Source organism: Enterococcus mediterraneensis (assembly GCF_900604485.1).
Taxonomy (GTDB): domain Bacteria; phylum Bacillota; class Bacilli; order Lactobacillales; family Enterococcaceae; genus Enterococcus_C; species Enterococcus_C mediterraneensis.
The window spans coordinates 842,357-866,936 of the sequence record NZ_UWOP01000001.1 but is presented as its reverse complement, the minus strand read 5'-3'; the positions used below and the strand labels follow the sequence as shown (position 1 = coordinate 866,936).

At 40.1% G+C, this 24,580-nt stretch carries 16 protein-coding genes; 13 read left to right on the top strand and 3 right to left on the bottom strand.

Annotation, left to right across the window (positions count from 1 at the left end; all coding sequences use genetic code 11):
• The first annotated feature begins 22 nt into the window (after window positions 1-22).
• Window positions 23-1,351 (top strand): FAD-containing oxidoreductase, encoded by a 1,329-nt coding sequence (locus EFB00_RS04075; protein ID WP_122645643.1) that lies wholly within the window; start codon window positions 23-25, stop codon window positions 1,349-1,351.
• A gap of 118 nt (window positions 1,352-1,469) precedes the next feature.
• On the opposite strand, the gene EFB00_RS04070 is transcribed toward EFB00_RS04075, so the two are convergent.
• Both EFB00_RS04070 and EFB00_RS04065 read right to left on the bottom strand, forming a co-directional pair.
• Complete coding sequence (locus EFB00_RS04070) at window positions 1,470-1,811, bottom strand: winged helix-turn-helix transcriptional regulator (RefSeq protein ID WP_122645642.1); 342 nt, start codon at window positions 1,809-1,811, stop codon at window positions 1,470-1,472.
• A gap of 38 nt (window positions 1,812-1,849) precedes the next feature.
• The gene (locus tag EFB00_RS04065) at window positions 1,850-2,620 is read right to left on the bottom strand and encodes an NADPH-dependent oxidoreductase (protein WP_122645641.1); all 771 of its coding nucleotides are present in this window, start codon (window positions 2,618-2,620) and stop codon (window positions 1,850-1,852) included.
• Between the two features lie 224 nt (window positions 2,621-2,844).
• Here EFB00_RS04065 and EFB00_RS04060 point away from each other — a divergent pair, with 224 nt between their 5' ends.
• Complete coding sequence (locus tag EFB00_RS04060; RefSeq protein ID WP_122645640.1) at window positions 2,845-3,924, top strand: GntR family transcriptional regulator; 1,080 nt, start codon at window positions 2,845-2,847, stop codon at window positions 3,922-3,924.
• Window positions 3,925-4,183: 259 nt separating this feature from the next.
• Here EFB00_RS04060 and EFB00_RS04055 read toward each other — a convergent pair whose 3' ends face one another.
• Window positions 4,184-5,083: a peptidylprolyl isomerase gene (locus EFB00_RS04055; RefSeq protein WP_122645639.1), complete on the bottom strand. Its 900-nt coding sequence runs from the start codon at window positions 5,081-5,083 to the stop codon at window positions 4,184-4,186.
• A gap of 494 nt (window positions 5,084-5,577) precedes the next feature.
• Here EFB00_RS04055 and EFB00_RS04050 point away from each other — a divergent pair, with 494 nt between their 5' ends.
• The 11 genes from EFB00_RS04050 (at window position 5,578) to EFB00_RS04005 (ending at window position 24,494) form a co-directional block, all read left to right on the top strand.
• Window positions 5,578-11,253: a S8 family serine peptidase gene (locus tag EFB00_RS04050; RefSeq protein WP_122645638.1), complete on the top strand. Its 5,676-nt coding sequence runs from the start codon at window positions 5,578-5,580 to the stop codon at window positions 11,251-11,253.
• A 385-nt stretch (window positions 11,254-11,638) separates the two neighbouring features.
• Window positions 11,639-13,231, top strand: a complete 1,593-nt coding sequence (locus EFB00_RS04045; RefSeq protein ID WP_241153395.1) for a xylulokinase — start codon at window positions 11,639-11,641, stop codon at window positions 13,229-13,231.
• A gap of 18 nt (window positions 13,232-13,249) precedes the next feature.
• A complete protein-coding gene (locus EFB00_RS13535; protein ID WP_206423461.1) occupies window positions 13,250-13,945 on the top strand; it encodes an L-ribulose-5-phosphate 4-epimerase in 696 nt (231 codons plus the stop codon).
• A gap of 18 nt (window positions 13,946-13,963) precedes the next feature.
• On the top strand, window positions 13,964-15,388 hold the full coding sequence (araA, locus tag EFB00_RS04040) for an L-arabinose isomerase (RefSeq protein ID WP_206423460.1): 1,425 nt from the start codon (window positions 13,964-13,966) through the stop codon (window positions 15,386-15,388).
• Between the two features lie 180 nt (window positions 15,389-15,568).
• On the top strand, window positions 15,569-15,868 hold the full coding sequence (locus tag EFB00_RS04035; protein WP_122645637.1) for a hypothetical protein: 300 nt from the start codon (window positions 15,569-15,571) through the stop codon (window positions 15,866-15,868).
• A gap of 500 nt (window positions 15,869-16,368) precedes the next feature.
• Window positions 16,369-17,679, top strand: coding sequence for an ABC transporter substrate-binding protein (locus tag EFB00_RS04030; protein WP_122645636.1), 1,311 nt, complete (start codon window positions 16,369-16,371; stop codon window positions 17,677-17,679).
• A 65-nt stretch (window positions 17,680-17,744) separates the two neighbouring features.
• Window positions 17,745-18,608 carry a carbohydrate ABC transporter permease gene (locus EFB00_RS04025; protein WP_122645635.1) on the top strand — a complete coding sequence of 288 codons (864 nt, stop codon included), beginning with the start codon at window positions 17,745-17,747 and terminating at the stop codon, window positions 18,606-18,608.
• On the top strand, window positions 18,608-19,432 hold the full coding sequence (locus EFB00_RS04020; protein WP_122645634.1) for a carbohydrate ABC transporter permease: 825 nt from the start codon (window positions 18,608-18,610) through the stop codon (window positions 19,430-19,432). Before EFB00_RS04025 ends, EFB00_RS04020 begins: the two co-directional genes overlap by 1 nt.
• Before the next feature lie 20 nt (window positions 19,433-19,452).
• Complete coding sequence (locus tag EFB00_RS04015) at window positions 19,453-21,204, top strand: glycoside hydrolase family 13 protein (protein ID WP_122645633.1); 1,752 nt, start codon at window positions 19,453-19,455, stop codon at window positions 21,202-21,204.
• Window positions 21,205-21,236: 32 nt separating this feature from the next.
• Entirely contained in the window at window positions 21,237-22,862 is a 1,626-nt protein-coding gene (locus EFB00_RS04010; protein WP_122645632.1) for a glycoside hydrolase family 13 protein, read from the top strand.
• Window positions 22,863-24,494, top strand: a complete 1,632-nt coding sequence (locus tag EFB00_RS04005) for a glycoside hydrolase family 13 protein (protein WP_122645631.1) — start codon at window positions 22,863-22,865, stop codon at window positions 24,492-24,494.
• The last annotated feature ends 86 nt before the right edge of the window (window positions 24,495-24,580 follow it).

Sequence of the window (24,580 nt, the reverse complement as noted above, 5' to 3'; positions counted from 1 at the left end):
AAATAGAAAGCGAGGGACTGTTATGAAAACGTATAAGAATGTTTTTATTGGTTTTGGTAAAGGAGGTAAAACTCTTGCTAAAACGTTAGCTAAGCATGGTGAAGAAGTATTAATGATCGAAGAATCTGATCAAATGTATGGTGGGACTTGTATCAATATCGGCTGTATCCCTTCAAAATCGCTGATCGTCAATGGCGAACGCAATATTCCTTTTCCTGAAGCGGTAGCTAAACGAGGAGATCTGACTGGCCGTTTGCGCAATAAAAATTTCCATATGATCGCAGACGAAGAAACTGCTGAAGTTTGGAATGGGAAAGCGCGCTTTACTGCGGACCATGAATTATCAGTTACAATGGCAGATGGTGAAGTTCGTGAAATCAAAGGCGAACGTATCTTTATCAACACGGGTTCAACACCAAATATTCCTGCTATCAATGGGATTGCTGACAGCAAATATGTTGTGACATCAAAAGAAATCATGGAATTACCAGAACTGCCTAAACGATTGACGATCATCGGAGCCGGTTATATCGGATTGGAATTTGCTTCAATGTTTGCCAGCTATGGTTCACAAGTGACTGTCATCGACAATCATGAAACATTTATTCCTCGAGAAGATCCAGATATTGCTAAAATGGTCTATCAAGATCTGACAGAAAAGGGAATCCGTTTTGAATTAGGCGCGAACCTTTTAGAAGTGAAAGATACTGAAAATGGTGTGCAAGTGCGCTATGAAAAAGACGGCGAAAAAACCATTGACGGAGATATTTTACTAGCTGCTACTGGTCGTAGACCTAATACTGAAGGATTAGGCTTGGAAAATACCAACATCACAGTAGCCGCAAACGGTGCGGTGTCGGTAGATGACTATTTGCGGACGACCGCTGAAAATGTTTGGGCGATCGGAGACGTCAAAGGCGGATTGCAATTTACCTATATTTCTTTAGATGACTATCGAATCATTGAAGATCAATTATTCGGCAATGGGGAACGAAAAGTCAGTGATCGTAAAAATGTACCTTACACTGTTTTCTTAACACCGCCATTGTCAAATGTCGGTTTGACAGAAGCGCAGGTTAAAGCGCAAGGCTATGATTACAAAGTGTTCCAAATGATGAGTGCCGGAGTGCCTAAAGCACAAGTCTTAGAAGATCCAAAAGGAATGTTCAAAATCATCGTTGACCAAAAAACACAACAAATTTTAGGTGCGTCTATCTACGCCGAAGAATCCCATGAAGTTATCAACATGATCACTTTGGCTATGAATGCTAAATTACCATATACGATGCTGCGAGATCAAATCTACAGCCATCCAACGATGACAGAAGCATTAAACGATGTATTGAAATAACAAGGTCGCCATAAAAGCGCCGAGATATAAAAGAACCCGCTATCAAACTGTGAAATACAGAGCGATAGCGGGTTCTTTATGTTGTATCTATTCTTTTCTTTTATGACCTTTTTGATTGTTAGTTGCTGCATTGCAGATGTGAGTTTCCCCAGTCCTTCATTTGTTTGACGATAAAAAATAAGCTTTTCCCTTTTTCCGTCAAATAATATGTAGATTCAATCGTATTGTTGTACGTCATTCGCTGATTTTCAACGATGCCATTTTCTTCCAACAATGCCAACTGTTGTTTGACCATCTTAGGCGTACTGCCCAGATGCCGCTGCAACTCGCCAAAGCGCAGTTCATGGGCGTAAAGCTCTTCGATGATGGAAGGTACCCATTTTTTTCCTAATAAACCTGCCAAGGCTTCCGCAGGACAAGTAAAATGATTGTCGGGTGAATAACCATATACGCTGCTCATGCTTATACTTCCTTCCTTGTACAAAATTCTAAAACGGATCATTCAATAGGGCTATTCTCAGATGTTTCTGTGAAGATAAACCCTTGCTGTTTTAAAAATGTAATGGTGTCGACACGACGAGGTGAGCGGAAATAGTCCAACATCTTTTGGGACCAATCTGTTTGCTGCTGATTGCTGGAACGTTGCGCATAATAACGGGCAGTTTGCTGATTATAGTTTTCTAAAAGATCAAAATTTACAGCTTGATAACTATCTATGCTGACAATCTCTTCAGCGGGCAAACGTTTTTTGACTTGATTCTTATTTTTAGGATAACCAATGGATAGTCCAAATAAAGGAAACGTGTAAGAAGGCAGATCCAGCAAATCGGCAATTTTGAAAAGGTCATTGCGAATGCCGCCGATATAGCAGATACCTAAATCATTGGCTTCGGCATAGTTCACCATGTTTTGGGCTGCGATGGTAGTGTCAACGATCGCTACTGTTAATGATTCTATCGTTTTTAGATTTTCAATCTTATCTGCTTGGTCATAGTGGGCAAGCAGCTGAGCATGTCGATTCAGATCGGCTACAAAAATATAAAAGACACCGGCATTTGCTACATATCCTGGACAATTTGCGATATCTTCGATCAGTGCAAGACGTTTTGGATCTCGTATTTCAATCATCGAATAGGCTTGAACAAAATTAGAACTAGATCCGCTTTGTGCTGCGGCTACTAGATTTTTTTTGACTGAATCCGGTACTTTCTTTTCCTGAAAAGAACGAACAGATGAATGATTCAATAGAGACGTAAAAAGTTGTTCCATAAAAATTCCTCCTTTTTTCCATTGATTATCTTAGCTGAAAAAAGCTTAAAAGAAAAATGAATTGTTTGCAACGGAAAAAGTATGAAGAAAATATTGGGAGAATCCACCATAAATACCGGTTATTTAAATATGCTTTGAGAAATGATGATTTTCCAATAAAAAATAGTATGTTACAATGAAAGAAAATAAATTTGTTCGGACAAATTAACTGCAGGAGAATCGAAATGGAAAAGACAAAATATCAAAAAATCGCCGATGAGATCAAAGCAAAGATCGAAACCGGTGTTTATAAACAAAATGAAGCGATCCCACCAGAATTACAACTTCAAAAAGATTATGCTGTAAGCCGCCATACCGTCCGTCAGGCTATTGGTTTATTAGTGAATGAAGGGTATCTGAGAAAGGAAAAAGGGTCTGGAACCTATGTGGACCAGACCTATAAAACAACAGCGACACCAAAAGAGACCAAAACCATCGGAGTAATCACTACCTATTTATCGGATTATATATTCCCTACGATTATCCGCGGCATCGAAAGCTCTTTGCGTAATCAGGGATACTCATTGTTATTAGCCAGCACAAACAACGATTATCAGCAGGAAAAAGAATGTCTAGAAAAGATGATTGAAAATGGCGTGCAAGGGTTGATCATCGAACCAACAAAAAGCAATCAGTACAATCCCAATCTAGCTTTGTACGTTCGTTTGCGGGAACAAAAGATCCCGATGGTCATGATCAATGCAGCTTATGAAGAGCTGGATGCGGCATCGATTCGGGTGGATGATGTCAAAGCCGGCTACATTGCTACGGAGACATTGATCAACAATCAGCATAAAGAAATTATCTTAGTAACAAAAATCGATGACTTGCAAGGAAAATACCGGATGAAAGGATTCATCCAAGCTTGTGAAGAGGCGAATATCCGATTTTCTTCAGAAGATATCATTACCTATACGACGGAAACAAGAAAACAGGTTTTTGATTCTGTTTTGAAACGATTAAAGACTATACCTTCCATCTCGGGAATTGTTTGTTATAACGACCAAATCGCCAGTTTTTTGATGGACAAACTCAGTGAAGAAGGATATCGCGTTCCAAACGATTTATCGATCATCGGCAATGACAACTCTTCATTAAGTAAAATCGGAAAAATAAAACTGACTACACTAGAACATCCTAAAGAAAAAATGGGAGTCGATGCGGCTAATTGGATCGTTAAAACGATCGCAGAAGGGAAAAACGAGCCGGATATCGTGTATACACCCCAATTGATCGAAAGAGATTCTGTTATCCGGCATCATTGATACCAATAGGATGTTTTCATACAAAAAGACGTTTTTTATTGAGCATGCAACGATGCTGACAATACTTTTTATAACCACCGAAGCCGAGGATTTTTCGGCTTCGGTGTTTTTTTTCTAAATGCGGAAATGTAGATAAAAAAATAGGACCATGATACAAATTGCTTCCATCCAGCTATCAAACGATAATTGGATTAAGTTCCCTATATCATGGTCTACTATTGTTTTAGTCAGTTATTTTTATAAGCACTTTTTAGCGGAATTATAAATCGATATATCCAGCTAATGCATCTTTTAATTCTTGATCTGTAATTTTAATATTTGATTCTTTGAGGACTGTTTGGATAACGCCTTGCATGATTGTGGTATTACGTTGCCAATCTGCGTAAACTTGTTCTTTCAAGTCTTTTTTATGGTCTTCGTACTTGCCTTTTTCAGGTTTTTCGACCAGTTTGATGACTTCATATCCATTTGAAACTTTAACTGGTTCGGTAGTGTATTTTCCAGTCTTCAGTTTGTAGGCAGCATCTTTGAATGAAGAATCATACGCTTTGTCAGTAGCTGTTAATTTTATAGTTCCTTCGTTATTTTTAGATTTGTTATCAACCGAGTATTCTTGTATTAGTTTGGCAAAATCTGTTCCATTGTCTAGTTCTTTTACAACAGATTTGGCAGTCGCTTCGTCTGTTGTCAGCAAGTGTTGAACGGTCAGTTCAGGCTGATAGTTTTCCCACTGTTTCTTAAGTTCGGACTCAGGAACTTTTTTCAGTTCTTTTAATGCAACAACAGACAGCAGATTTAAACGCAAATTTTGTCGTAACGATTTTTCGGTGAAATTATTTTGAGCTAAAAAAGACTTGAATTGTTCACCATATTGCTTTTGATATACCTGATATTCTTTTTCAACAGCTTTTTTAGGAACATCTTCTCCATATTTTTGCTGAAAGGCATCGTAAATCAGCATATTAGCCAAAATCGTTTTGCTGGAGGGCGTTTCTTTTAGTTCCTCGTAAAAATCGGCTTGCGTGATTTTACCGCCATTATAGCTCGCGATCACTTCCGATTTTGCATCGTCTTTTTTTGTTGCTGTGCAGCCAGCCATTACTGTACTGGCAGCAAGAATTGTTAACATACCCAAACTAGAACGCTTTATTTTTCCCATTATCTAATCTCCTTATGTTCCTGCAAATAATTTGTAGTTCACATTCTACTTAGTTTGATTTGAAAAAGCAATGCAATTCTTTCGATAAATATGTATTTTTTGCTGAAAAGGATTTTCTTATCAAAAAACAGAAAACAAAAGATAGAATATAATTTTTACTATGATTTTTATTTTAATTATAGTTATTATTTAATAATTATATTTGAGAAAATCGAAAACAATAATTTTTGTTATGGAAAAATGGATTGAAATGAATCATCAAGTTAAGAAAATAATCATACCAAAAAGAAGCGCATATAACGGTTTTATTCATAATTTTACTGATAAAACCAATAAAAACCGAATTTATTATCTGAATATTTAAAATTTAAAAAATAGGTTGAAAATTTTAAAATTAGTTCTATAATCTAGATTAATATTATTTTTTAATAATCATAAATTATTATTTTTTAATATTAGCAAGAGTGTTTTTGTGAAGGGTTGGAGGATTGCGAATGAAAAAAAGAGGGAAATATTATGCGTTGGTACTTAGCAGTACAGCGGTTTTAAGCGGACTTGCTGTGGGAACATCTGCTGAGACACAGGCACAAGCTGCGATAAATGAAGAGGTCCAAAGTACTCGATCAGCATCAACTGCGGTAGAGGCAGTCACACAGGTAGACGCTAAAACAGCAATCGCGGCACAATTAGCCGCTAAAGGTGTAGATTATGAAAATCTTACTGCTGAGCAAGCGGATGATATGTATGTCGATGTTATCGTACAGTTAGCTGAACAGCCAGCCGCTGAAAACGGTACTTTGGTTAAAAATTATTCAAGTACTGCAGAGATCCAGCAGGAATCAGAAAAAGTAATCGCAAAACAAGCAAAATTAAAAGATCAAGTACGAGCGATCACTCATCAAGGTGTTGGTGAAAGCTATGGTTATGTGGTCAACGGATTCTCCACAAAGGTCAAAGTGAAGGATCTCGATAAGTTGAAGCGACTTTCCGGTGTGAAAGCTGTGACTGTTGCTAAAGTTTATTACACAACTGAAGTACATGCGAATAGCATGGCAAATGTACAGACTGTCTGGTCCAATTATAAATATAAAGGTGAACAGACTGTTGTTTCAGTTATTGATACAGGGATTGATCCTAATCATAAAGACATGCGTCTAAGCGATGAAAAAAACGTCAAATTAACGGAAGAAGATGTCGAATCTTTTACTGAAGAAGTAGGACATGGTGCCTATTTTACTCCTAAAGTTCCTTACGGTTACAACTACGCGGATGGCAATAGTCGCTTTGTTTACGATGATGATCCGGTGGAACAGCACGGAATGCACGTAGCAGGGATCATTGGTGCGAATGGTACCGGGAGCGATTCGACCAGTTCGGTTGTGGGTGTAGCTCCTGAGGCACAATTATTAGCGATGAAGGTATTCACAAACTCTGATACGTCCGCTACGACCGGAACAGATACCGTTGTTGCGGCAATCGAGGATTCCGCGAAAATAGGAGCCGATGTATTGAATATGTCACTTGGTTCAACTGCCGGCTATCAAACATTAGAAGATCCAGAAATAGCAGCGGTACGTAATGCCACTGAAGCCGGTACAGCAGCAGTTATATCAGCTGGGAATGCCGGTACGACGAATTCTCTCACAGACGGAACGAGTGTTGACTACTTTGGCGGAGATCCCGTGGCGAGTGATATGGCAACAGTCGGTTCTCCAGGTACTGCGCGAGATGCCTTAACTGTGGCATCTGCAGAAAATGTAACCACGACAAATCCTGTATTGACACTTTCTTCAGACGGTGAAGTTATTTTGGATCAAGAAATCGTCCAATTATCTCCTCAAGCAGATACGAATGTATTTGATGGCAAGAAATTTTATGTTGCACGAGATGCAGCAGGCAATGTTGGTCTCGGCAAACCGGAGGATTACACAGATGACGTCAAAGGAAAAGTCGCAGTTGTGAAACGTGGTGATTTGGCGTTTACAGAAAAACAAGCAAACGCAAAAGCTGCTGGTGCGGTAGGATTGATCATTGTAGATAATAAAGGTGATATTACTGAAGATACACCATTGACTTCAATTCAACTTGATCCGACTCTATCGACATTTGGGTTATCGACAAAAGACGGTGCTTCGTTAATTACTTATTTAGAAAACAATCCATCTGCTGTTTTCACCGCTAAATTTACTGCGAAAGAGTCTGATAATGTTTTATATGACGCTGATAAGATGTCTACCTTTACATCATATGGTCCAACACCAGACCTTTCATTTAAACCAGATATCACGGCACCTGGTGGACAAATCTGGTCAACACAAAATAATGATTCTTATACTAATATGTCAGGAACATCGATGGCCGCACCATTCACTGCTGGATCTCAGGCATTATTGATGCAAGCAATCAAGAATAAAGACAATCCATTTTATGAACAATACCAAAAAATGTCCGGTTCAGAATTGACGATGTTTTTAAAAGCAATCCAAATGAATACGGCAAAACCAATCAATGACGATAAATATGACAACGCAATCGTATCTCCACGTCGTCAAGGTGCTGGTTTATTGGATGTAGATGCTGCAATTACAGCACTTGAAACAAACCCAACTACAGTTGTTTCGCAAGAAGGATATCCTGCGGTAGAGTTACGATCATTTAATACCAAAGAAAAAGCTTTCACACTTACTTTCACAAATCGAACAGATAAAAGTTTGACTTACCATATGGAAGAAAATGAGGATACGGACGCGATCTATACTTCAGCGACAGATCCTAAAAGTGCTGCTTTATATGATAAAAAGATTGAAGGTGCTTCAATTACAGGAGAGAATCCAGAAATCGTTGTACCTGCCGGTGAATCTGTATCTGCAACTTTCACACTTCAACTGCCAGATGGATTTAAAGAGAATCAGTATGTGGAAGGTTATTTGAATTTCGCAGCTTCTGATGGAACAAGTCTCAATATGCCTTACATGGGATACTATGGGAATTGGGATAAACTTCCAATTTTTGATAATCTCGTTGATAATGTATATACAGGATTCACCCAGTTGATTGGTTCAGATGGAGTTCAAATGGGTTATGATTTCGCGTCACAAGAGGTATTACCGGAAGCTATCGCATTTTCACCAACGGAAGATAGTGCCAGAGCCTCTTTTGAAGGACAATTTTATACATTCCGTAATGCACGGGATATCAAAATTGAAATTCTCGATGAAAAAGGCAATGTAGTGGCACAGCCTTCTGAATATGCTAGTGCTGAAAAAGCTTATTGGTATGCAAACGAAGGCCGTTGGGTACTGCCAACATTCTCTGGTTGGGATGGTAGTCTCTACAATCAAGAAACTGGAGAATATGAAGTAGCACCAGATGGTCAATATACTTATCGGGTATCTGCACTGCCGGATCAAGGAAGTGAACGTCAAACAATCGAAATACCAGTGAAAGTTGATACCCAAGCGCCGGAATTACGAGGTTTCGATCTTGTGGCGCAAACAACGGACAAAGGAACACAGTATTATTTGACTGCTGAAGCGAAAGATACATTTAGCGGACTTGATATCAATCAATTTGCAGCCACAATGGTCAATGGCGTATTGTATCAAGGAACCTATGAAGTAATTGGTAAAGCGGAAGAAGGCTTTACTAAGGTTCGTGTACCGTTAAGCGAAGAGCAAGCGGCAACATTAGCTGCCGGTAACAATAATTTGGAGTTATACGTAGAAGATAATGCAGCGAACTATGCGGATGAGTTAGGAAAAGCTCAAAAACCTGGAGAAGTTTCCTTTGGGTTGGTTTTAGATGGTCCTCAATTACCAGAGGTGTTGTCAGAAGCAAACGATGCTGTGGAACCAAATGAAGATGGAACGTATTCTTATACTATCAGTGGAAGCTATCCACATGAGTTGTTTGGAACATATGTTGACAAAAACGGCGATGTACAATCACTAGAAGTCAAATATGATGCCGATCAGCAAAACTTTGTAGTAAATGTTCCTCTTGATGCAGCTGATTATGCTTTATCTGTAAACTTATACACGGATGCTGCACATCAACATCCAGTCAAAGAGCTGAAGACACAAGTGCAACTAGCGCAACCAACTGTCACATTCACTATTGATAACGGCGCAACAGGAACTTCTGAAGATCACGTTACCGTAACAGGGACAGTCAGCGAAGATGTAACAAATGTCACAGTCGTAAATGGTGATCAAACGGTTGAAGCAACTGTTGAGGATGGCAAATTTACTGCAACGGTACCTATAGTAAATGGCGACAACGAACTCAGTGTCGTAGTAACAGATGCTGATGGCAACGAAACAACGAGCGAACAAACAGTCAAATCAACAACCAAAGATAAAGATCCGTTGACAAATGCATTCACCTTTACTAATGGAGTAAAATTGGGCGCTAACTATGTCTTTTCTGATACACCATATTATGATGCAGAGAGCGGAACAGTTACTGTGGAAGGTACATTGAAACATAACTATCAAGAATTTGAGATCATTGATGCTAGCGGTAAAAATTATGTAGAACGTTCAGCGGATGGAACGAGCTTTACAGCGGTTCTTCCTGTAGGACAAGTTGGACAAAAACCATTTACGATCGTATTGAATGATTCTTATTATGAAATAAATAGTTATCAAGAAGCGCTAAGCTTTAGTTTAGATGTCGTATTGCCTACTTTAACGCTGGACAATCCAACTGAAGAACCTGTTTATACTTCTGATCCTACCTATACCCTCAGCGGAACTGTTTCAGATAATCTGAAATATCTTGATCTTTATGTAAATGGCGACAATATAAAAACAAGTTGGGGCGATGTCAGTTTCAATGATTCTGAAGGAAACAAGCAGACATTTACTCAAGATGTCCAATTGAAGGAAGGCAAGAATGTTCTTGAAGTCGGTGTTGCGGATTACATGGGAAATGTAGTTTATCAAACGGTAGTAGTTTATTATGAACCTCAGACCTCACGCGATGCGGCGAAAGCTGAATTGACTGCTTTGGTAGACAAAACAAAAGCAATAGATGGAGTTTACACTGAAGAATCCCTGTCAGCCCTAGCAGAAGCATTGACTGCAGCTGAAGCGGTATTAGCGGATCCAGATGCAACATTAGCTTCTATTGCAGAAAGCCAATCAGCATTGCAAACAGCATTTGATGGACTGGTTGTCAAACCGGAAGCAACAGAAGACCCATTGGCTGATGCGAAAGCAGCGTTGATTGCTTTAGTAGAATCAGCACAAAAACAAGAAGGTGAATATACTGCTGATAGTGCAGCAATATTGCAGCAAGCCTTGGAAGCAGCGAAGACAGTCATCGCCAAGGAAGGCGCAACTGAGGAAGAATACGCAACTGCCCAAACTACATTGCAAGCAGCAATAGACGGCTTAGTATTGCAATCAACAGCTGATGCACAAGCAATCCAAGCAATAAGAGCAGAATTGGAACAACTAGCTGCACAAGCTGAACAAACTGTTGCACAAGCTGCAGATTACACACCGGAAACAGCTTCCGCATTGTCTCGGGCACTTGCAACCGCCAAAGCACTTCTTGCTGATCCTGCAAGTACGGCGGAAGAACTTACGAATGCCAAAACAGCACTTGAACAAGCCTTGGCATCGCTGGTGGAAAAACCAACAGAACCAACGGAACCATCAGACTCAACAGAACCAACGGAGCCATCAGAGTCCGCAGAACCAACAGAACCAACAGAACCATCTAATACCGCTTCATCAGAAGACGAGCCAGTAACTACACCTTCGTCAACAGATGAAGATGCAGAAGGTAAAGTTGGCACGACGCCAACGACTGATCCAGAAAACAAAACTCCTAAAGCAGGGGCTGAAGGAGACAATGAAGCTGGCAACACAGGTGATTCATCTACTGACTCATCTGATGTTGGAACAGGGGTTTCCAGTGATGTAAACAATGGTTCCGGTAATCATTCTGGAAAGACAACTGCGCCAAAAGCTCAAGTCCCATCTAATGGTAATAACACGAATATCGCTGTTACAAGCGATACAGGCGGTAAAAAATTACCTAAATTGAGCGACGCAATCGAGAATAATCTTGTAACAGCAGGTATCGTCGCATTATTGACAAGTGTCTTCGGTTTCTTTACCTTACGGAAGAAAAACAAAAAAACTTCTGATAAAAACTGAAGCGGCCCATTCTAAAAATTTTCTTTCATCTTGATGGTAGAATGATCAATTACAAAAGATATCTTCCTGTAAAAATAAAGAACAGAGGTTTGTTTTTGAAACAGGGAGGATACAACTATCAAAACTCATCTCAGAGTGCTCAAGAGCGGTAATCCCGCTTTGTAGGAGATGTGTTACGACACTGAGGCTGGACAGAAATGTCCGGCCTCGGTGTTTTTTGTATTGAGAGGAGATCTTTTATATACAAGAAAGCTATTCAGCAAATGATTGTTCGTTTATATGTACGTACAAAACCTTAAAATTATATTGACATGTACGTACACAAAAAGTACAATATGAGTATCAGTTAGATCACAAGGAGGGGATCATTATTACAACGAATGAAATGAAAGCCCAAACAAAACTCGACATCATGGATGGACGAACATCGTTAGGAATCGAATTCGGTTCAACGCGTATCAAAGCAGTACTGATTGGTTCGAACTTTACGCCGATCGCATCAGGCAGTTACGAATGGGAAAATCAATTAGAAAACGGTATTTGGACCTATTCTTTGGATGACGTCTGGAAGGGCTTGAGAGTAAGTTATCGAAAAATGGCAGCGGAAGTTTTCGAAGAATATGGCGAAACATTAACAAAGATCGGATCGATTGGCTTTAGTGCCATGATGCATGGATATATGGCTTTTGATAAAGAAGATCGTTTGTTAGTTCCTTTTAGAACTTGGCGCAATTCTATCACTGAAGAAGCGGAGAAGAAATTAACGGAAGTATTTCAGTATAATATCCCTCAGCGTTGGAGTATTGCGCATCTTTATCAAGCTGTTTTAAACAAGGAGCAACATGTAAGCGATGTCAATTTCCTGACTACATTGGCCGGATATGTCCACTGGCAGCTGACAGGAGAAAAAGTTTTAGGGATCGGCGATGCATCAGGTATGTTCCCTATCGATATCGAAACAAAAAATTATAATCAGGAAATGGTCGCTATTTTTCAAAAATTATTGGAAAAAGAAAGTGTTGAACTGGATCTGAACACGATATTGCCAACAGTTTTACTCGCAGGAGATCAAGGAGGAACGCTGACGCAAGACGGTGCGTATCTGATCGATCCGACTGGTACGCTGCAGCCGGGTATCCCGCTTTGTCCGCCGGAAGGAGACGCCGGTACAGGGATGGTGGCCACTAACAGTGTCGCTAAACGTACTGGAAATATTTCAGCAGGAACTTCTGCGTTTGCGATGATCGTTTTAGAAAAAGAATTGCAAAAAGTGTATCCAGAAATCGACATGGTCACAACGCCGTCCGGTGATCTGGTCGGAATGGTCCATACAAATAATTGTTCTTCAGATATCAATGCTTGGGTCAAAATCTTTGAAGAGTTTACCCAAGCACTGGGTTTAGATGTCAGTCGAGAAAAACTGTTTTCGGTATTGTTCCAAGAAGCACTAAAAGGCGACAGTGATTGCGGCGGATTATTATCTTACGGCTATTTTTCCGGTGAAAATATTACTGGTGTAAGCGAAGGCAGACCGCTGTTTGTACGTAAACCAGACAGCAATTTCAATCTGGCGAACTTTATGCGGGTTCATTTAGCCAGTGCATTCGGTGCAATGCGGATCGGTATGGAGATTTTAAAAGCAGAAGATATCCAAATCGATCGATTGATCGGTCACGGCGGTATTTTCAAAACTCCGGAAGTTGGGCAGCGGATCTTAGCGGCGGCAATGGAAGCGCCGGTCACGGTCATGAAGACTGCTGGAGAAGGCGGCGCATGGGGGATCGCTTTGTTGGCAAGCTATATGAGCAACAAAGACGGCATGGACTTGGGTTCTTTCTTGGATTATCAAGTATTCGGTGAAGATCAAGGAGTAACGATTGAACCGACAGAAGAAGATCTGAAAGGATACGAAATCTTCGTTGAACGGTATCGCGAAGGGATCGCTATTGAGAAAAGCGCTGTCGATAAATTGATTTAATAATGGAGGAATACGTAAATGTTAGAACAGCTGAAAGAAGAAGTGTTTCAAGCGAATTTGGAACTGCCGAAACACGGACTGATCAAATATACATGGGGAAATGTCAGCGCGTTCGATCGAGAGACCGGCTATTTTGTCATCAAACCAAGCGGTGTCGGTTATGAAGAGATGAAAGCCTCCGATATGGTGGTCGTTGACTTAGAAAACAATGTCATCGAAGGCGATTTGCGTCCTTCTTCAGATACACCTACCCATGCGGTATTGTACAAAGCTTTTCCGGAAATCGGCGGGATCGTCCACACACATTCTACTTGGGCAACGATCTGGGCGCAAGCTGGTTTGGATGTACCAGCGATGGGAACTACCCATGCGGATACATTTTATGGCTCGGTTCCATGTGCACGCTTTTTGACACAAAAAGAGATCGATGACGGTTACGAGCATGAAACCGGCAATGTCATCATTGAAACGTTCAAAGAACGAGGGATCAAACCGATGGAAGTGCCAGGTGTCTTGCTTCATGGTCACGGCCCCTTTACTTGGGGCAAAGATGCTAAGAGTGCAGTGATGAATGCGGTGGTATTAGATGAAGTTTGTAAAATGAATCTATTCACCCGTCAATTGAATAATTTTGCGGAGGAATTGCCGCAACGGATCTTAGATAAACATTACTTACGAAAACATGGAAAAAATGCCTATTATGGTCAAAACTAATATGAAGGAGCGAAAACAATGTTAGAAATCGGTAAAAAAGAATTTTGGTTTGTTGTGGGGTCACAGCATTTATATGGTGAAGAAGCACTGCAATCAGTACGCAAAGATGCGGAAGAGTTGGTAAAAGGGTTGAATGATAGCGATAAATTACCTTACCCAGTCGTTTTAAAAGAATTGGCTGTAACAGCTGACACGATCACTTCGATCATGAAAGAAGTCAATTATCGCGATGAAGTTGCCGGAGTTATCACGTGGATGCACACCTTCTCTCCAGCAAAAATGTGGATTCGCGGAACAAAATTATTACAAAAACCATTACTACATTTAGCGACACAATTCAATGAAAGTATTCCATGGAAAACCATCGATATGGATTTCATGAACCTAAACCAATCTGCTCACGGAGATCGGGAATATGGTTTTATCAACGCCCGCTTGAAAAAGCAAAACAAAATCGTTGTCGGATTCTGGCAATCGGAAAATGTGCAACAACAAATCGCAGAATGGATGGACGTAGCGGTTGCTTACAATGAAAGCTTTAATATCAAAGTAGCTCGTTTTGGCGACAATATGCGTAATGTTGGAGTTACTGAAGGAGATAAAGTAGAAGCACAAATCCAATTTGGTTGGGTCGTTGATTACTTTGGAATCGGTGATTTAGTTCAAGTGATCGATGAAGTGACAGACGAAGAAGTCGATGCATTATTTGAAGAGTATAAAGAACTTTACGATTTTGATTACGGCGACTATGATCAAGAAACATGGGATGCTCATGTCAAAGTCCAAGCCCGTCAAGAGATCGGCTTGCGCCGCTTCTTAGAACAAGGCGGCTACAACGCATTTACGACAAACTTCGAAGACCTGTACGGCATGCAGCAATTGCCAGGACTAGCTGTTCAACGTTTAAATGCGGAAGGCTATGGCTTTGCTGGCGAAGGAGATTGGAAAACTGCGGCTATTGATCGCATGATGAAAATCATGGCTCACAACGAAAGCACTGGATTTATGGAAGATTACACATATGAATTGGCACCAGGAAAAGAAGCAATCTTGGAATCACACATGATGGAAGTCGATCCAACATGGGCCGCTAATAAACCAAAAATTGTTGTATCGCCACTTTCAATGGGAGACCGGGAAGATCCTGCTCGTTTAGTATTCGACGGAAAAGCCAGTGACGGTGTTGTCGTATCAATGGCTGACTTTGGCACTCATTATAAACTGTTGATCAATGAAATCACTGCCTTCGAGCCAACAGAAGAAGCGCCAAAATTACCGGTTGCCCGCGTATTATGGGAAGTAAAACCAAACTTCCATGACGGCATCCATGCGTGGATCGAAGCTGGCGGCGGCCATCATACAGTCGCATCATTGAATTTGACCACTGATCAGATTTTGACTTGGGCAAAATTAGTCGATCTGGAAACAGTCGTTATTAGATAAAGTAGTCAATAAGCAAAAGCCCATCAACTTTTTCTCTGGGAAAAGCTGATGGGCTTTTTGAGCTAGCAACTGAAGAATTTAAAATTTCAAAGAAGTTTTTTTGAAAAAATACGTTTTTAACTTTCAGTTAATAAATCTTTTTTATGCTTGTTTTGTAAAGCAACGAAAGAAGGTTTTAGTATGGAAAAACAAATCAAATCTATCTATTTTATTGAAGAAACGGAAAAAATCGAAGGAAGCTATATTGAAGTTCGGAAACTTTTTGTAGCAGAAAACCAGAAAAGCGCATTTGATGAATATGACCGCTTAGTAAAAAAACGCCCAGGCAAATCTTGCGGGCTGATTCTCAGTGAGTACTTGATCAAAGCAGAAAGCCGTCTAATGCAAAAACTTTTACTTGCTTGGCAACAACTGCCGGCGGACTTTTATCGCAAGATCAATATCCTTCATTACACACCTATTGCTGAATATTGCGGGTAGCTTCCGGCTTCAGATTGGTAAAGAGGAATCTTTTTAACAAAGTAACAGTCTTTAGTTTTCTAGGGATTTGATCTAACGATTTTTGATGAAAATGAACAAAGCAATGATTCTTTTGATAATCGATGAACACAGATATGTTCTAAATCCTGTTGTTAAGCACCTATTAAATAAAATTATTAAAATCGAAACTTCACCCTGACGAGATAGCTGTCTAATCTCTGATGGTGAAGTTTTTTGTTGAACAAGCCAAATTTAAAAAATGTTTTTTTATGGTGATTCTTATAACTTGAAAACTTTAAATTTTTGAATTATCATAAATATAACGAAACCGGTTGCGTTAAAGATGAAACTTTTATTCAATCTAAAAACCTATTTAAACAGCTATAAATTCCTTTTGTTAATATAATTAATAATAATATATTGAATAAAATCAAAAATAGGGTTGACACTCAATGTAATCGGTTGCATAATGGTGGTAACGAAGATGAGGAGGAACGGAAATGAAGAAAAATACTTGGAAAAAACTTGGATTGTTGACATTTACAGCTGCAATGGGTGTTGCGTTATCAGCATGTGGAAACGCCTCAGATAATGCGGGCGGAAATACCAACGCTGACAGCGACAAAACAGAGATCGATATTTTTCAATTTAAAGTTGAATTTAAAGATCAGTTTGAAGAATTAGCAAAAAAATACGAAGAAAAAAATCCAGATGTTAAAATCAATATTGAGACTGTAGGCGGCGGTAGTGATTATGGTGCTGCGTTAAAATCTAAATTTTCTTCAGGGAACGAACCGAATATCTTCAATATCGGTGGACCAGAAGATGTTAATATGTGGATCGACAGTTTGACTGATTTAAGTGATACCGAAGCTGCGAAACAAGCCTTAGACGGTACGTTGACTGGCGCTACAAAAGATGGAAAAGTTCTTGGACTTCCATATAACATCGAAGGTTACGGCGTATTATATAATAAAGAAATTTTTGAAAAAGCAGGGATCGATGCTTCCAGCATCAATTCATTAGACGATTTAGAATCTGCTGCTAAAACATTGGAAGAGAAAAAATCAGAATTAGGGATCGACGCACCTTTTGCTTTAGCGGCGAAAGAGCAATGGATCACAGGGCTGCACGCTTCTAATGCTTTCTTGAATGCTGAATTTGATAACGATGTAATGAAAGCGTATGAATCCAAAACTGTTGAATTCAAATATGGCGATCAATTCAAAAAATACATCGATATCAGTAATAAATATTCAGTACAACCAACAAACAGCTTAGACTATTCACAACAAATCGAACAATTATTCTCAAATGGCAAAGTAGCTATGACTCAACAAGGAAACTGGGTATATCCTACAATCGAAGGTATCAATCCTGATTTAGCAAAAGAAAATATCGGATTATTGCCTATCCCTATTGATGGTGTAACAGAAGGAACAATTCCTGTCGGCGTACCAATGTATTGGGGCGTAAATCCAAAAGGGTCAAAAGAAGAAATACAAGCATCGAAGGACTTCTTGGATTACTTATATACTTCTGATGAAGGAAAAGATATCATTTTAGAAGATTTCAAATTCGTGCCGGCGTACAAAGGTTATGACACCGATAAAATTTCTGATCCATTATCAAAAGATGTTTACACTTACTATACAGATAACAAAACAACTGGTTGGGTCTTCATGGGCTATCCTGCTGGATGGGGCGAACAAACTGTAGGCGCTCAAATCCAAAAATATGTTGCAGGAGAAGCTTCATGGGATGAAGTAGTGAAGACAGCGCAAGATAAATGGGCTGAAGAAAGAAAGTAAAACATTTATTCTGCACGAGAGAAAGTTGCGGCTGCCTCTCGTGTTTTAATTAAGGGGGCATCATTATGAAATACCAAAAGAAACATTGGTTTTATATTTTTTCGGCACCAGTCATTATTGCATTGACGCTAGTTGTAATTGTTCCATTTCTTTATGGAATTTATTATTCCTTTACTGACTGGGATGCTGTAGCAAGAGGCAACTTTGTTGGACTGGAAAATTATCGAAAAGTTTTCTCTGATGGTGGTTTTTGGCAAGCCATTTGGTTTACAGTGCGTTTCTCAGCCGTATCCATCATATTGATCAATTTGATCGGTCTGGGTTTGGCATTGTTGGTAACAAGCAAATTCAAAGGCTCTAATCTATTGCGGACGATTTTCTTTATGCCTAATTTGATAGGTGGACTTATACTTGGTTTTATTTGGCAATTTATTTTCATCAGTGCCTTTTCAGCAGTAGGCGACGCAATCGGCAATGCCGGACTTAAAACGTGGCTTTCGACGACACAGACAGGCTTTTGGGCTATGGTGATCGTTATGTGTTGGCAAATGTCCGGGTACATCATGGTTATTTATATTTCATATCTTCAAGGAGTCGATGAATCATTATTAGAAGCAGCAGATCTTGATGGAGCAACTGAATGGCAAAAATTCTGGAACGTCCGTTTTCCGCTCATCATGCCTGGATTCACTGTCAGCCTATTTATGACACTTTCGAACTCATTTAAGTTATATGATCAAAACTTATCTTTAACAAACGGCGGACCGTATAATTCGACACAGATGGTCGCTATGAATATTTACAATACGGCCTTTCTGGAAAACAAAATGGGATATGCACAATCAAAAGCAGTTATCTTCTTTTTATTTGTTGCAATCATATCATTGACGCAAGTATATCTAACGAAGAGAAAAGAGGTTGAAGCATAATGCATAAACAAAGAGCTGCTAAACAAATAGGAAAAAGTATTCTTGGTTTAATCTTAGGTTTGGTTTGGTTGATTCCTTTTTATTTGATGCTGACAAACTCTTTTAAAAGCAAACAAGAAATATTCACGAATCCATTAGGGACACCCGATAACCTTACTTTTGAAAACTATCCCGAAGCATTTCTGCAGTTAGATTTCTTGAAAACTTTATTAAATTCTTTGATAATTACAGTTGTAAGTGTAGGAGTGATCATCATCTTTTCTGCATTGTGTGCCTATGCTTTGGAACGAACAAAGTCTAAGTTCAGCGGTATTTTATTTATGTTGTTCGTGGCCGCAATGTTGGTACCGTTTCAATCTGTGATGATTCCTCTAGTTTCATTGTTTGGTAAAGCACAGATGCTGAATCAAGTCGGGATTATTTTTATGTATCTGGGATTTGGTGCAAGCATGTCGATCTTTCTTTATCATGGAGCATTAAAATCGATTCCTAAAGCACTAGATGAAGCAGCTATTATTGATGGGGCAACCCGTTTCCAAGTATTTTGGCGAGTGATTTTTCCAATGCTCAAGCCAACAACGGTGACAGTAGCTGTCTTGAATACTATGTGGATTTGGAATGACTACCTATTACCATCTTTAGTTATCAACTCTCCGACGACACAAACGATTCCTTTAAAAATGTTTTTCTTCTTTGGACAATACACAAAACAATGGCATTTAGCTTTAGCAGGCCTTGTAATCGCTGTGTTGCCAGTAATCATTTTCTATTTTGTGATGCAAAAACAAATTATTAAAGGTGTGGCAGAAGGAGCTGTGAAATAAGTTATTTAAGGAGCGAAAATATGATTACATCCGCAATCTATCATCGACCAGACAGTGAGTTTGCTTATCTTTATAAAAAAGACCTGATGCATATCCGTATCCGGACAGCCAGAGGGGATATCAAACAAGTAAATCTTTTACATGGTGATTCCTATAGTCTTCATGAAGAAAAATTTTATCAAAGACCACTTGCTATGACAAAATATTTGTCTACGGATCTTTATGATTACTGGGTAGCTGAAACAAAAGAAAAATATAACCGGATGTCCTATGCCTTTGAAGTCATCGGATTTGATGGCATCAGAGTTTTATATGGCGATCACGGAGTCTATCCTTTTGAAGAAGAGTATCTGACTATGCCCAATAATTATTTTAAAATGCCTTATTTTCACGAAGCCGATCGTTTCAAGGCGCCGGAATGGGTGAAAGAAACAGTTTGGTATCAGATTTTTCCCGAACGATTTGCCAATGGAGATCCTAACAATGATCCAGAAGGGACACTTCCGTGGGCTTCGAAAGATCCTGATCGTCAGGACTTTTTCGGCGGGGATTTGCAAGGTGTGATAGATCATTTAGATCATTTGGTCGACTTGGGGATCAATGGCATCTATTTTTGTCCGATTTTTAAAGCGCATTCTAACCACAAATACGACACGATCGATTATTTAGAGATCGATCCGGCGTTTGGAGACAAAGAACTTTTCAAACAGCTGGTAGAAGAGTGTCATAAACGAGGAATCAAAGTCATGCTGGATGCGGTCTTCAATCATTTGGGGGATACATCGATGCAATGGCAGGATGTTATCAAAAACGGCGCAGATTCACGATACGCGGATTGGTTCCATATCCATGAGTTCCCAGTTTCCTATAAAGAAGAGGAATTCGAGCATGCTTCAGACATCACGTATGATGTGTTTGCATTTACTCCTCACATGCCTAAATTGAATACTGCTAATCCTGAAGTCAAAGCACATCTATTGAATATCGCCAAGTACTGGATCGAAGAATTTGATATCGATGCGTGGCGATTAGATGTAGCGAACGAAGTGGATCATCAGTTTTGGAAGGAATTCCGCAAAGTCTGTGATGAAACGAAAAAAGATTTCTATATTTTAGGCGAGATCTGGCACAGTTCCCAAAGCTGGCTTCAAGGGGATGAATTTCATGCTGTGATGAACTACGCTTATACTGATGCCATCATGGAATTTTTTGTTAAAAATAAAATATCCATGTCTAAGATGATCTCAGAAATCAACAGTCAGTTGATGATGTATCGGCAGCAGACAAATGAAACGCAGTTCAATGTGCTGGATTCCCATGATACACCGCGGCTTTTGACTGAAGCAAACGGCAACAAGGACTTAATGAAACAAGTCTTGGCGTTTACCTATATGCAACCAGGAGTCCCTTGTGTCTATTACGGCGATGAATTTTCCATGACCGGCGGGATGGACCCTGACTGCCGCAAATGTATGGATTGGGAAGGCGATCAAGAAATGTTCCGTTACTTCCAAAAATTGATTCACTTCCGAAAGAACAATCATTTGGTTTTTTCTGAAGGTACTATGGTATGGCAAAAGATAGTGGAAGAAGTCGGTTTGCTGGAATTGGAGCGAGAACTGGCTGAAAAACAGATCGGTGGTATTTTCAATACGGGCGATCTTCCGCAGCAGGCAGCTCTGCCAGAAAATATCCTGTTGTCTAATTTGACAGAAGAACTTGAAGGCGAATTGTTGATCAAGCCGAACGGTTTTGTGATCTTCGAAAAATAAAAAAGAAATCGATCAATGAAGGATGGACGAAAATGAAGAAAAATTGGTGGCAAGAGGTCGTAGTATATCAAATCTATCCCCGCAGTTTTATGGATTCCAACGGTGATGGGATCGGTGATTTGCAAGGGATCATTTCTAAATTGGACTATCTTGAAAAACTAGGGATCGGCGCTATTTGGTTATCACCGGTCTATCAATCACCAAATGATGATAACGGCTATGATATCTCCGATTATCAAGCGATCATGACAGAGTTTGGCGATATGGCGATAATGGAGGAATTGATCGCTCAAGCCAAACAAAGAAACATTGAAATCGTCATGGATCTGGTGGTCAATCACACTTCTGATGAACACGCGTGGTTTGTGGAAGCCCGCAAAGGAAAAGACAATCCTTACCGGGATTACTACGTATGGGCAGATCCTGTTAATGGCAGTGCTCCTAATGGCTTGCGCTCAACGTTTTCAGGACCCGCATGGGAATTTGATGAAGACAGCGGTCAATATTACCTGCACCTTTTCAGTAAAAAACAGCCGGATCTGAATTGGCAGAATCCTAAAGTCCGTCAAGAAGTCTATCAAATGATGAATTTTTGGATCGACAAAGGGATCGGCGGATTCCGCATGGACGTGATCGATCTGATCGGCAAGATCCCTGAACAAGAGATCACCGGCAATGGTCCGCAGCTCCATGAATTTTTACAAGAGATGAATCATCAGACATTCGGCGGGAAAAATCTGCTGACAGTCGGTGAAACATGGGGAGCGACACCGGAAATCGCTAAATTGTATTCCGGATCTGACCGAGATGAATTATCGATGGTCTTTCAATTTGAACACATCGGCCTAGATGAGATCCCTGGCAAAACAAAATGGGATTTCCAACCGATGCAAGTTCCTGACTTGAAGAAGGTTTTCACTAAATGGCAGACTGAATTGGCTGACGAAGGTTGGAATTCCTTATTTTGGAACAATCATGACTTGCCCCGCATCATTTCCCGCTGGGGCAACGACCAAAAATATCGAGTAGAAAGCGGCAAGATGTTCGCGATCCTGCTTCATATGATGAAAGGAACGCCTTATATCTATCAAGGGGAAGAGATCGGGATGACCAATCGTCCGATAACAGATGTTTCTCAAGTGGAAGATATCGAAAGTGTCAATATGTATCATGAATGGTTAGAACTTGGACATGATAAGGAAATGCTCATTGAAGCAATCAATCGCAAAGGCCGGGACAATGCGCGGACGCCAATGCAATGGAACGCAGAAAAAAATGCTGGTTTCACCACAGGAACACCATGGTTGTCTGTCAATGACAATTATCGTGAGGTCAATGTGGAAGCGGCTTTAGCAGATCCGGATTCGATTTTTTATACTTATCAAAAGCTGATCCAACTGCGAAAAGACAATCCCATCATGATTTGGGGATCTTTTGAACTGTTGGAAACGGAAGCGGAAGTTTTTGCTTATTACCGTCACTGGGAGAATGAAACGTGGTTGGTAGTCAATAATTTTTCTGATAAGCCGCATCGATTAGATCTGACAGATGTGACAGTAGCTGACGTGATCATCCAAAATTATGACGACACTATCACAGATCTCAAACAAATGACATTGAAACCTTGGCAGTCATTTGTGGTGAAAGTGGTGAGATAAATGGCTGAAAATTGGTGGAAAAACGCGATCGGTTATCAAATTTATCCACGGAGCTTCAAAGATTCTAACGGTGATGGGATCGGCGATTTGCAGGGAGTGATCGAGAAGCTGCCTTATTTGCAAGAATTAGGGATCGATTTCATCTGGCTGAACCCGATCTACGCTTCACCCAATGTTGACAATGGCTATGATATCTCTGATTATCAAGCGATCCAGCCGGAATACGGAACGATGGAAGATTTCAAGGAATTACTGGAAAAAGCCCATGCCGTGGGAATTCGTGTGATCTTGGATCTGGTAGTCAATCATACCAGCGATCAACATCCTTGGTTTATCGAAGCGAAAAAATCCAAGGACAGTCCCTATCGAGATTTTTATCATTGGCAAGACGCTACTGAACAAAAGCTGCCAAATGATTGGCAGAGCTTTTTCGGCGGCTCGACTTGGACGATCGATCCAGAGACTAATCAAGCGTATTTCCATGTCTTCGCTCCTCAGCAGCCGGATCTGAATTGGAAAAATCCAAAAGTACGGGACGAGATCTATCAGATGATCCGCTGGTGGTTGGATCTGGGAATCGATGGATTTCGCCTAGATGCTATCAGTCATATCCAGAAAGCTGATTGGAAAATGAAAATCAAAGACAATCCTTGGGCACCGTTCATGAATGTATCTGGGATCGATGCGTATATGCAGGATTTGAAGGCGCTATTTGATGAATACCCCATCATGACCGTTGGCGAGGCCAGTGGTGTCACCAGTAAAAAGGCTGTCGATTGGACAAAAGAAGAAGGCTATCTGGATATGATCTTTGAACTAGAGCATAATGTTCGCAAAGGTATACCTGGACAAGAGCGGATCGATCTTTTAGGCTTCAAAAAAGTACTGGCCCGTTGGCAAAAGCATCTGGAGCATGAGGGCTGGAACGCGTTATATATTGAGAATCATGATAATCCTCGGTTTAATACCGTTTTAGGAAATGAAACAGCTAAATCAGCCAAAGCGTTGGCTGTGATGTATCTCTTCTTGAAGGGCACGCCTTTTATTTATCAAGGACAAGAGCTGGGTATGACGAATTTTCCTTTCACTGCTATCGAACAAGTAGATGCGAAAGACAGTCACAGCTACTATAACCGCTTATTGGCAGAAGGCGTGTCAGAAAAAGAAGCCTTGGCGATCGTCACTCGTTGGACACGCGACAATTCTCGAACACCCATGCAGTGGGATGAAACGAAAAATGGCGGCTTTACCAGCGGCAAACCATGGCTTTCTGTCAATCCTAATACAGCTGAAATCAATGTTGCGTCAGAGCAAGATGACGATTCTGTTTTGAACTTTTATAAACAACTGATCGCCTATCGTAAAGACGAGAAGATATTTACAGAAGGCGGTTTTGATTTGATCGCGGTCAATGATCCAGATATTTTCGCGTATGTCCGCAGTAATCAAGAGAAGAAAGTACTTGTGTTGGTGAATGTCAGTGAAAAGAAACGGCATTTAGAATTACCAAAGCGTATTTATAGCAAAAAATGGCAGTTGAAAATCAGTAACGGCGGGCAGAAACCAATAGCGAAGCAAATGACGTTTGAGCCTTATGATGCGCTGGTTTTTGAATCTGTTAATCAAAAATAAGATAGCAATAAATGATCTGAGATCGCGGCAAAAGCCGTGGTCTCTTTTTTCGGTTATACTGATAGTAAGAGGTAATCCTTACATAT

Bases quoted from the DNA above. Each gene is read 5' to 3' on its own strand.
- EFB00_RS04075 (WP_122645643.1), top strand. From the start codon at position 23: ATGAAAACGTATAAGAATGTTTTTATTGGTTTTGGTAAAGGAGGTAAA.
- EFB00_RS04070 (WP_122645642.1), bottom strand. From the start codon at position 1,811: ATGAGCAGCGTATATGGTTATTCACCCGACAATCATTTTACTTGTCCT.
- EFB00_RS04065 (WP_122645641.1), bottom strand. From the start codon at position 2,620: ATGGAACAACTTTTTACGTCTCTATTGAATCATTCATCTGTTCGTTCT.
- EFB00_RS04060 (WP_122645640.1), top strand. From the start codon at position 2,845: ATGGAAAAGACAAAATATCAAAAAATCGCCGATGAGATCAAAGCAAAG.
- EFB00_RS04055 (WP_122645639.1), bottom strand. From the start codon at position 5,083: ATGGGAAAAATAAAGCGTTCTAGTTTGGGTATGTTAACAATTCTTGCT.
- EFB00_RS04050 (WP_122645638.1), top strand. From the start codon at position 5,578: ATGAAAAAAAGAGGGAAATATTATGCGTTGGTACTTAGCAGTACAGCG.
- EFB00_RS04045 (WP_241153395.1), top strand. From the start codon at position 11,639: ATGAAAGCCCAAACAAAACTCGACATCATGGATGGACGAACATCGTTA.
- EFB00_RS13535 (WP_206423461.1), top strand. From the start codon at position 13,250: ATGTTAGAACAGCTGAAAGAAGAAGTGTTTCAAGCGAATTTGGAACTG.
- araA (WP_206423460.1), top strand. From the start codon at position 13,964: ATGTTAGAAATCGGTAAAAAAGAATTTTGGTTTGTTGTGGGGTCACAG.
- EFB00_RS04035 (WP_122645637.1), top strand. From the start codon at position 15,569: ATGGAAAAACAAATCAAATCTATCTATTTTATTGAAGAAACGGAAAAA.
- EFB00_RS04030 (WP_122645636.1), top strand. From the start codon at position 16,369: ATGAAGAAAAATACTTGGAAAAAACTTGGATTGTTGACATTTACAGCT.
- EFB00_RS04025 (WP_122645635.1), top strand. From the start codon at position 17,745: ATGAAATACCAAAAGAAACATTGGTTTTATATTTTTTCGGCACCAGTC.
- EFB00_RS04020 (WP_122645634.1), top strand. From the start codon at position 18,608: ATGCATAAACAAAGAGCTGCTAAACAAATAGGAAAAAGTATTCTTGGT.
- EFB00_RS04015 (WP_122645633.1), top strand. From the start codon at position 19,453: ATGATTACATCCGCAATCTATCATCGACCAGACAGTGAGTTTGCTTAT.
- EFB00_RS04010 (WP_122645632.1), top strand. From the start codon at position 21,237: ATGAAGAAAAATTGGTGGCAAGAGGTCGTAGTATATCAAATCTATCCC.
- EFB00_RS04005 (WP_122645631.1), top strand. From the start codon at position 22,863: ATGGCTGAAAATTGGTGGAAAAACGCGATCGGTTATCAAATTTATCCA.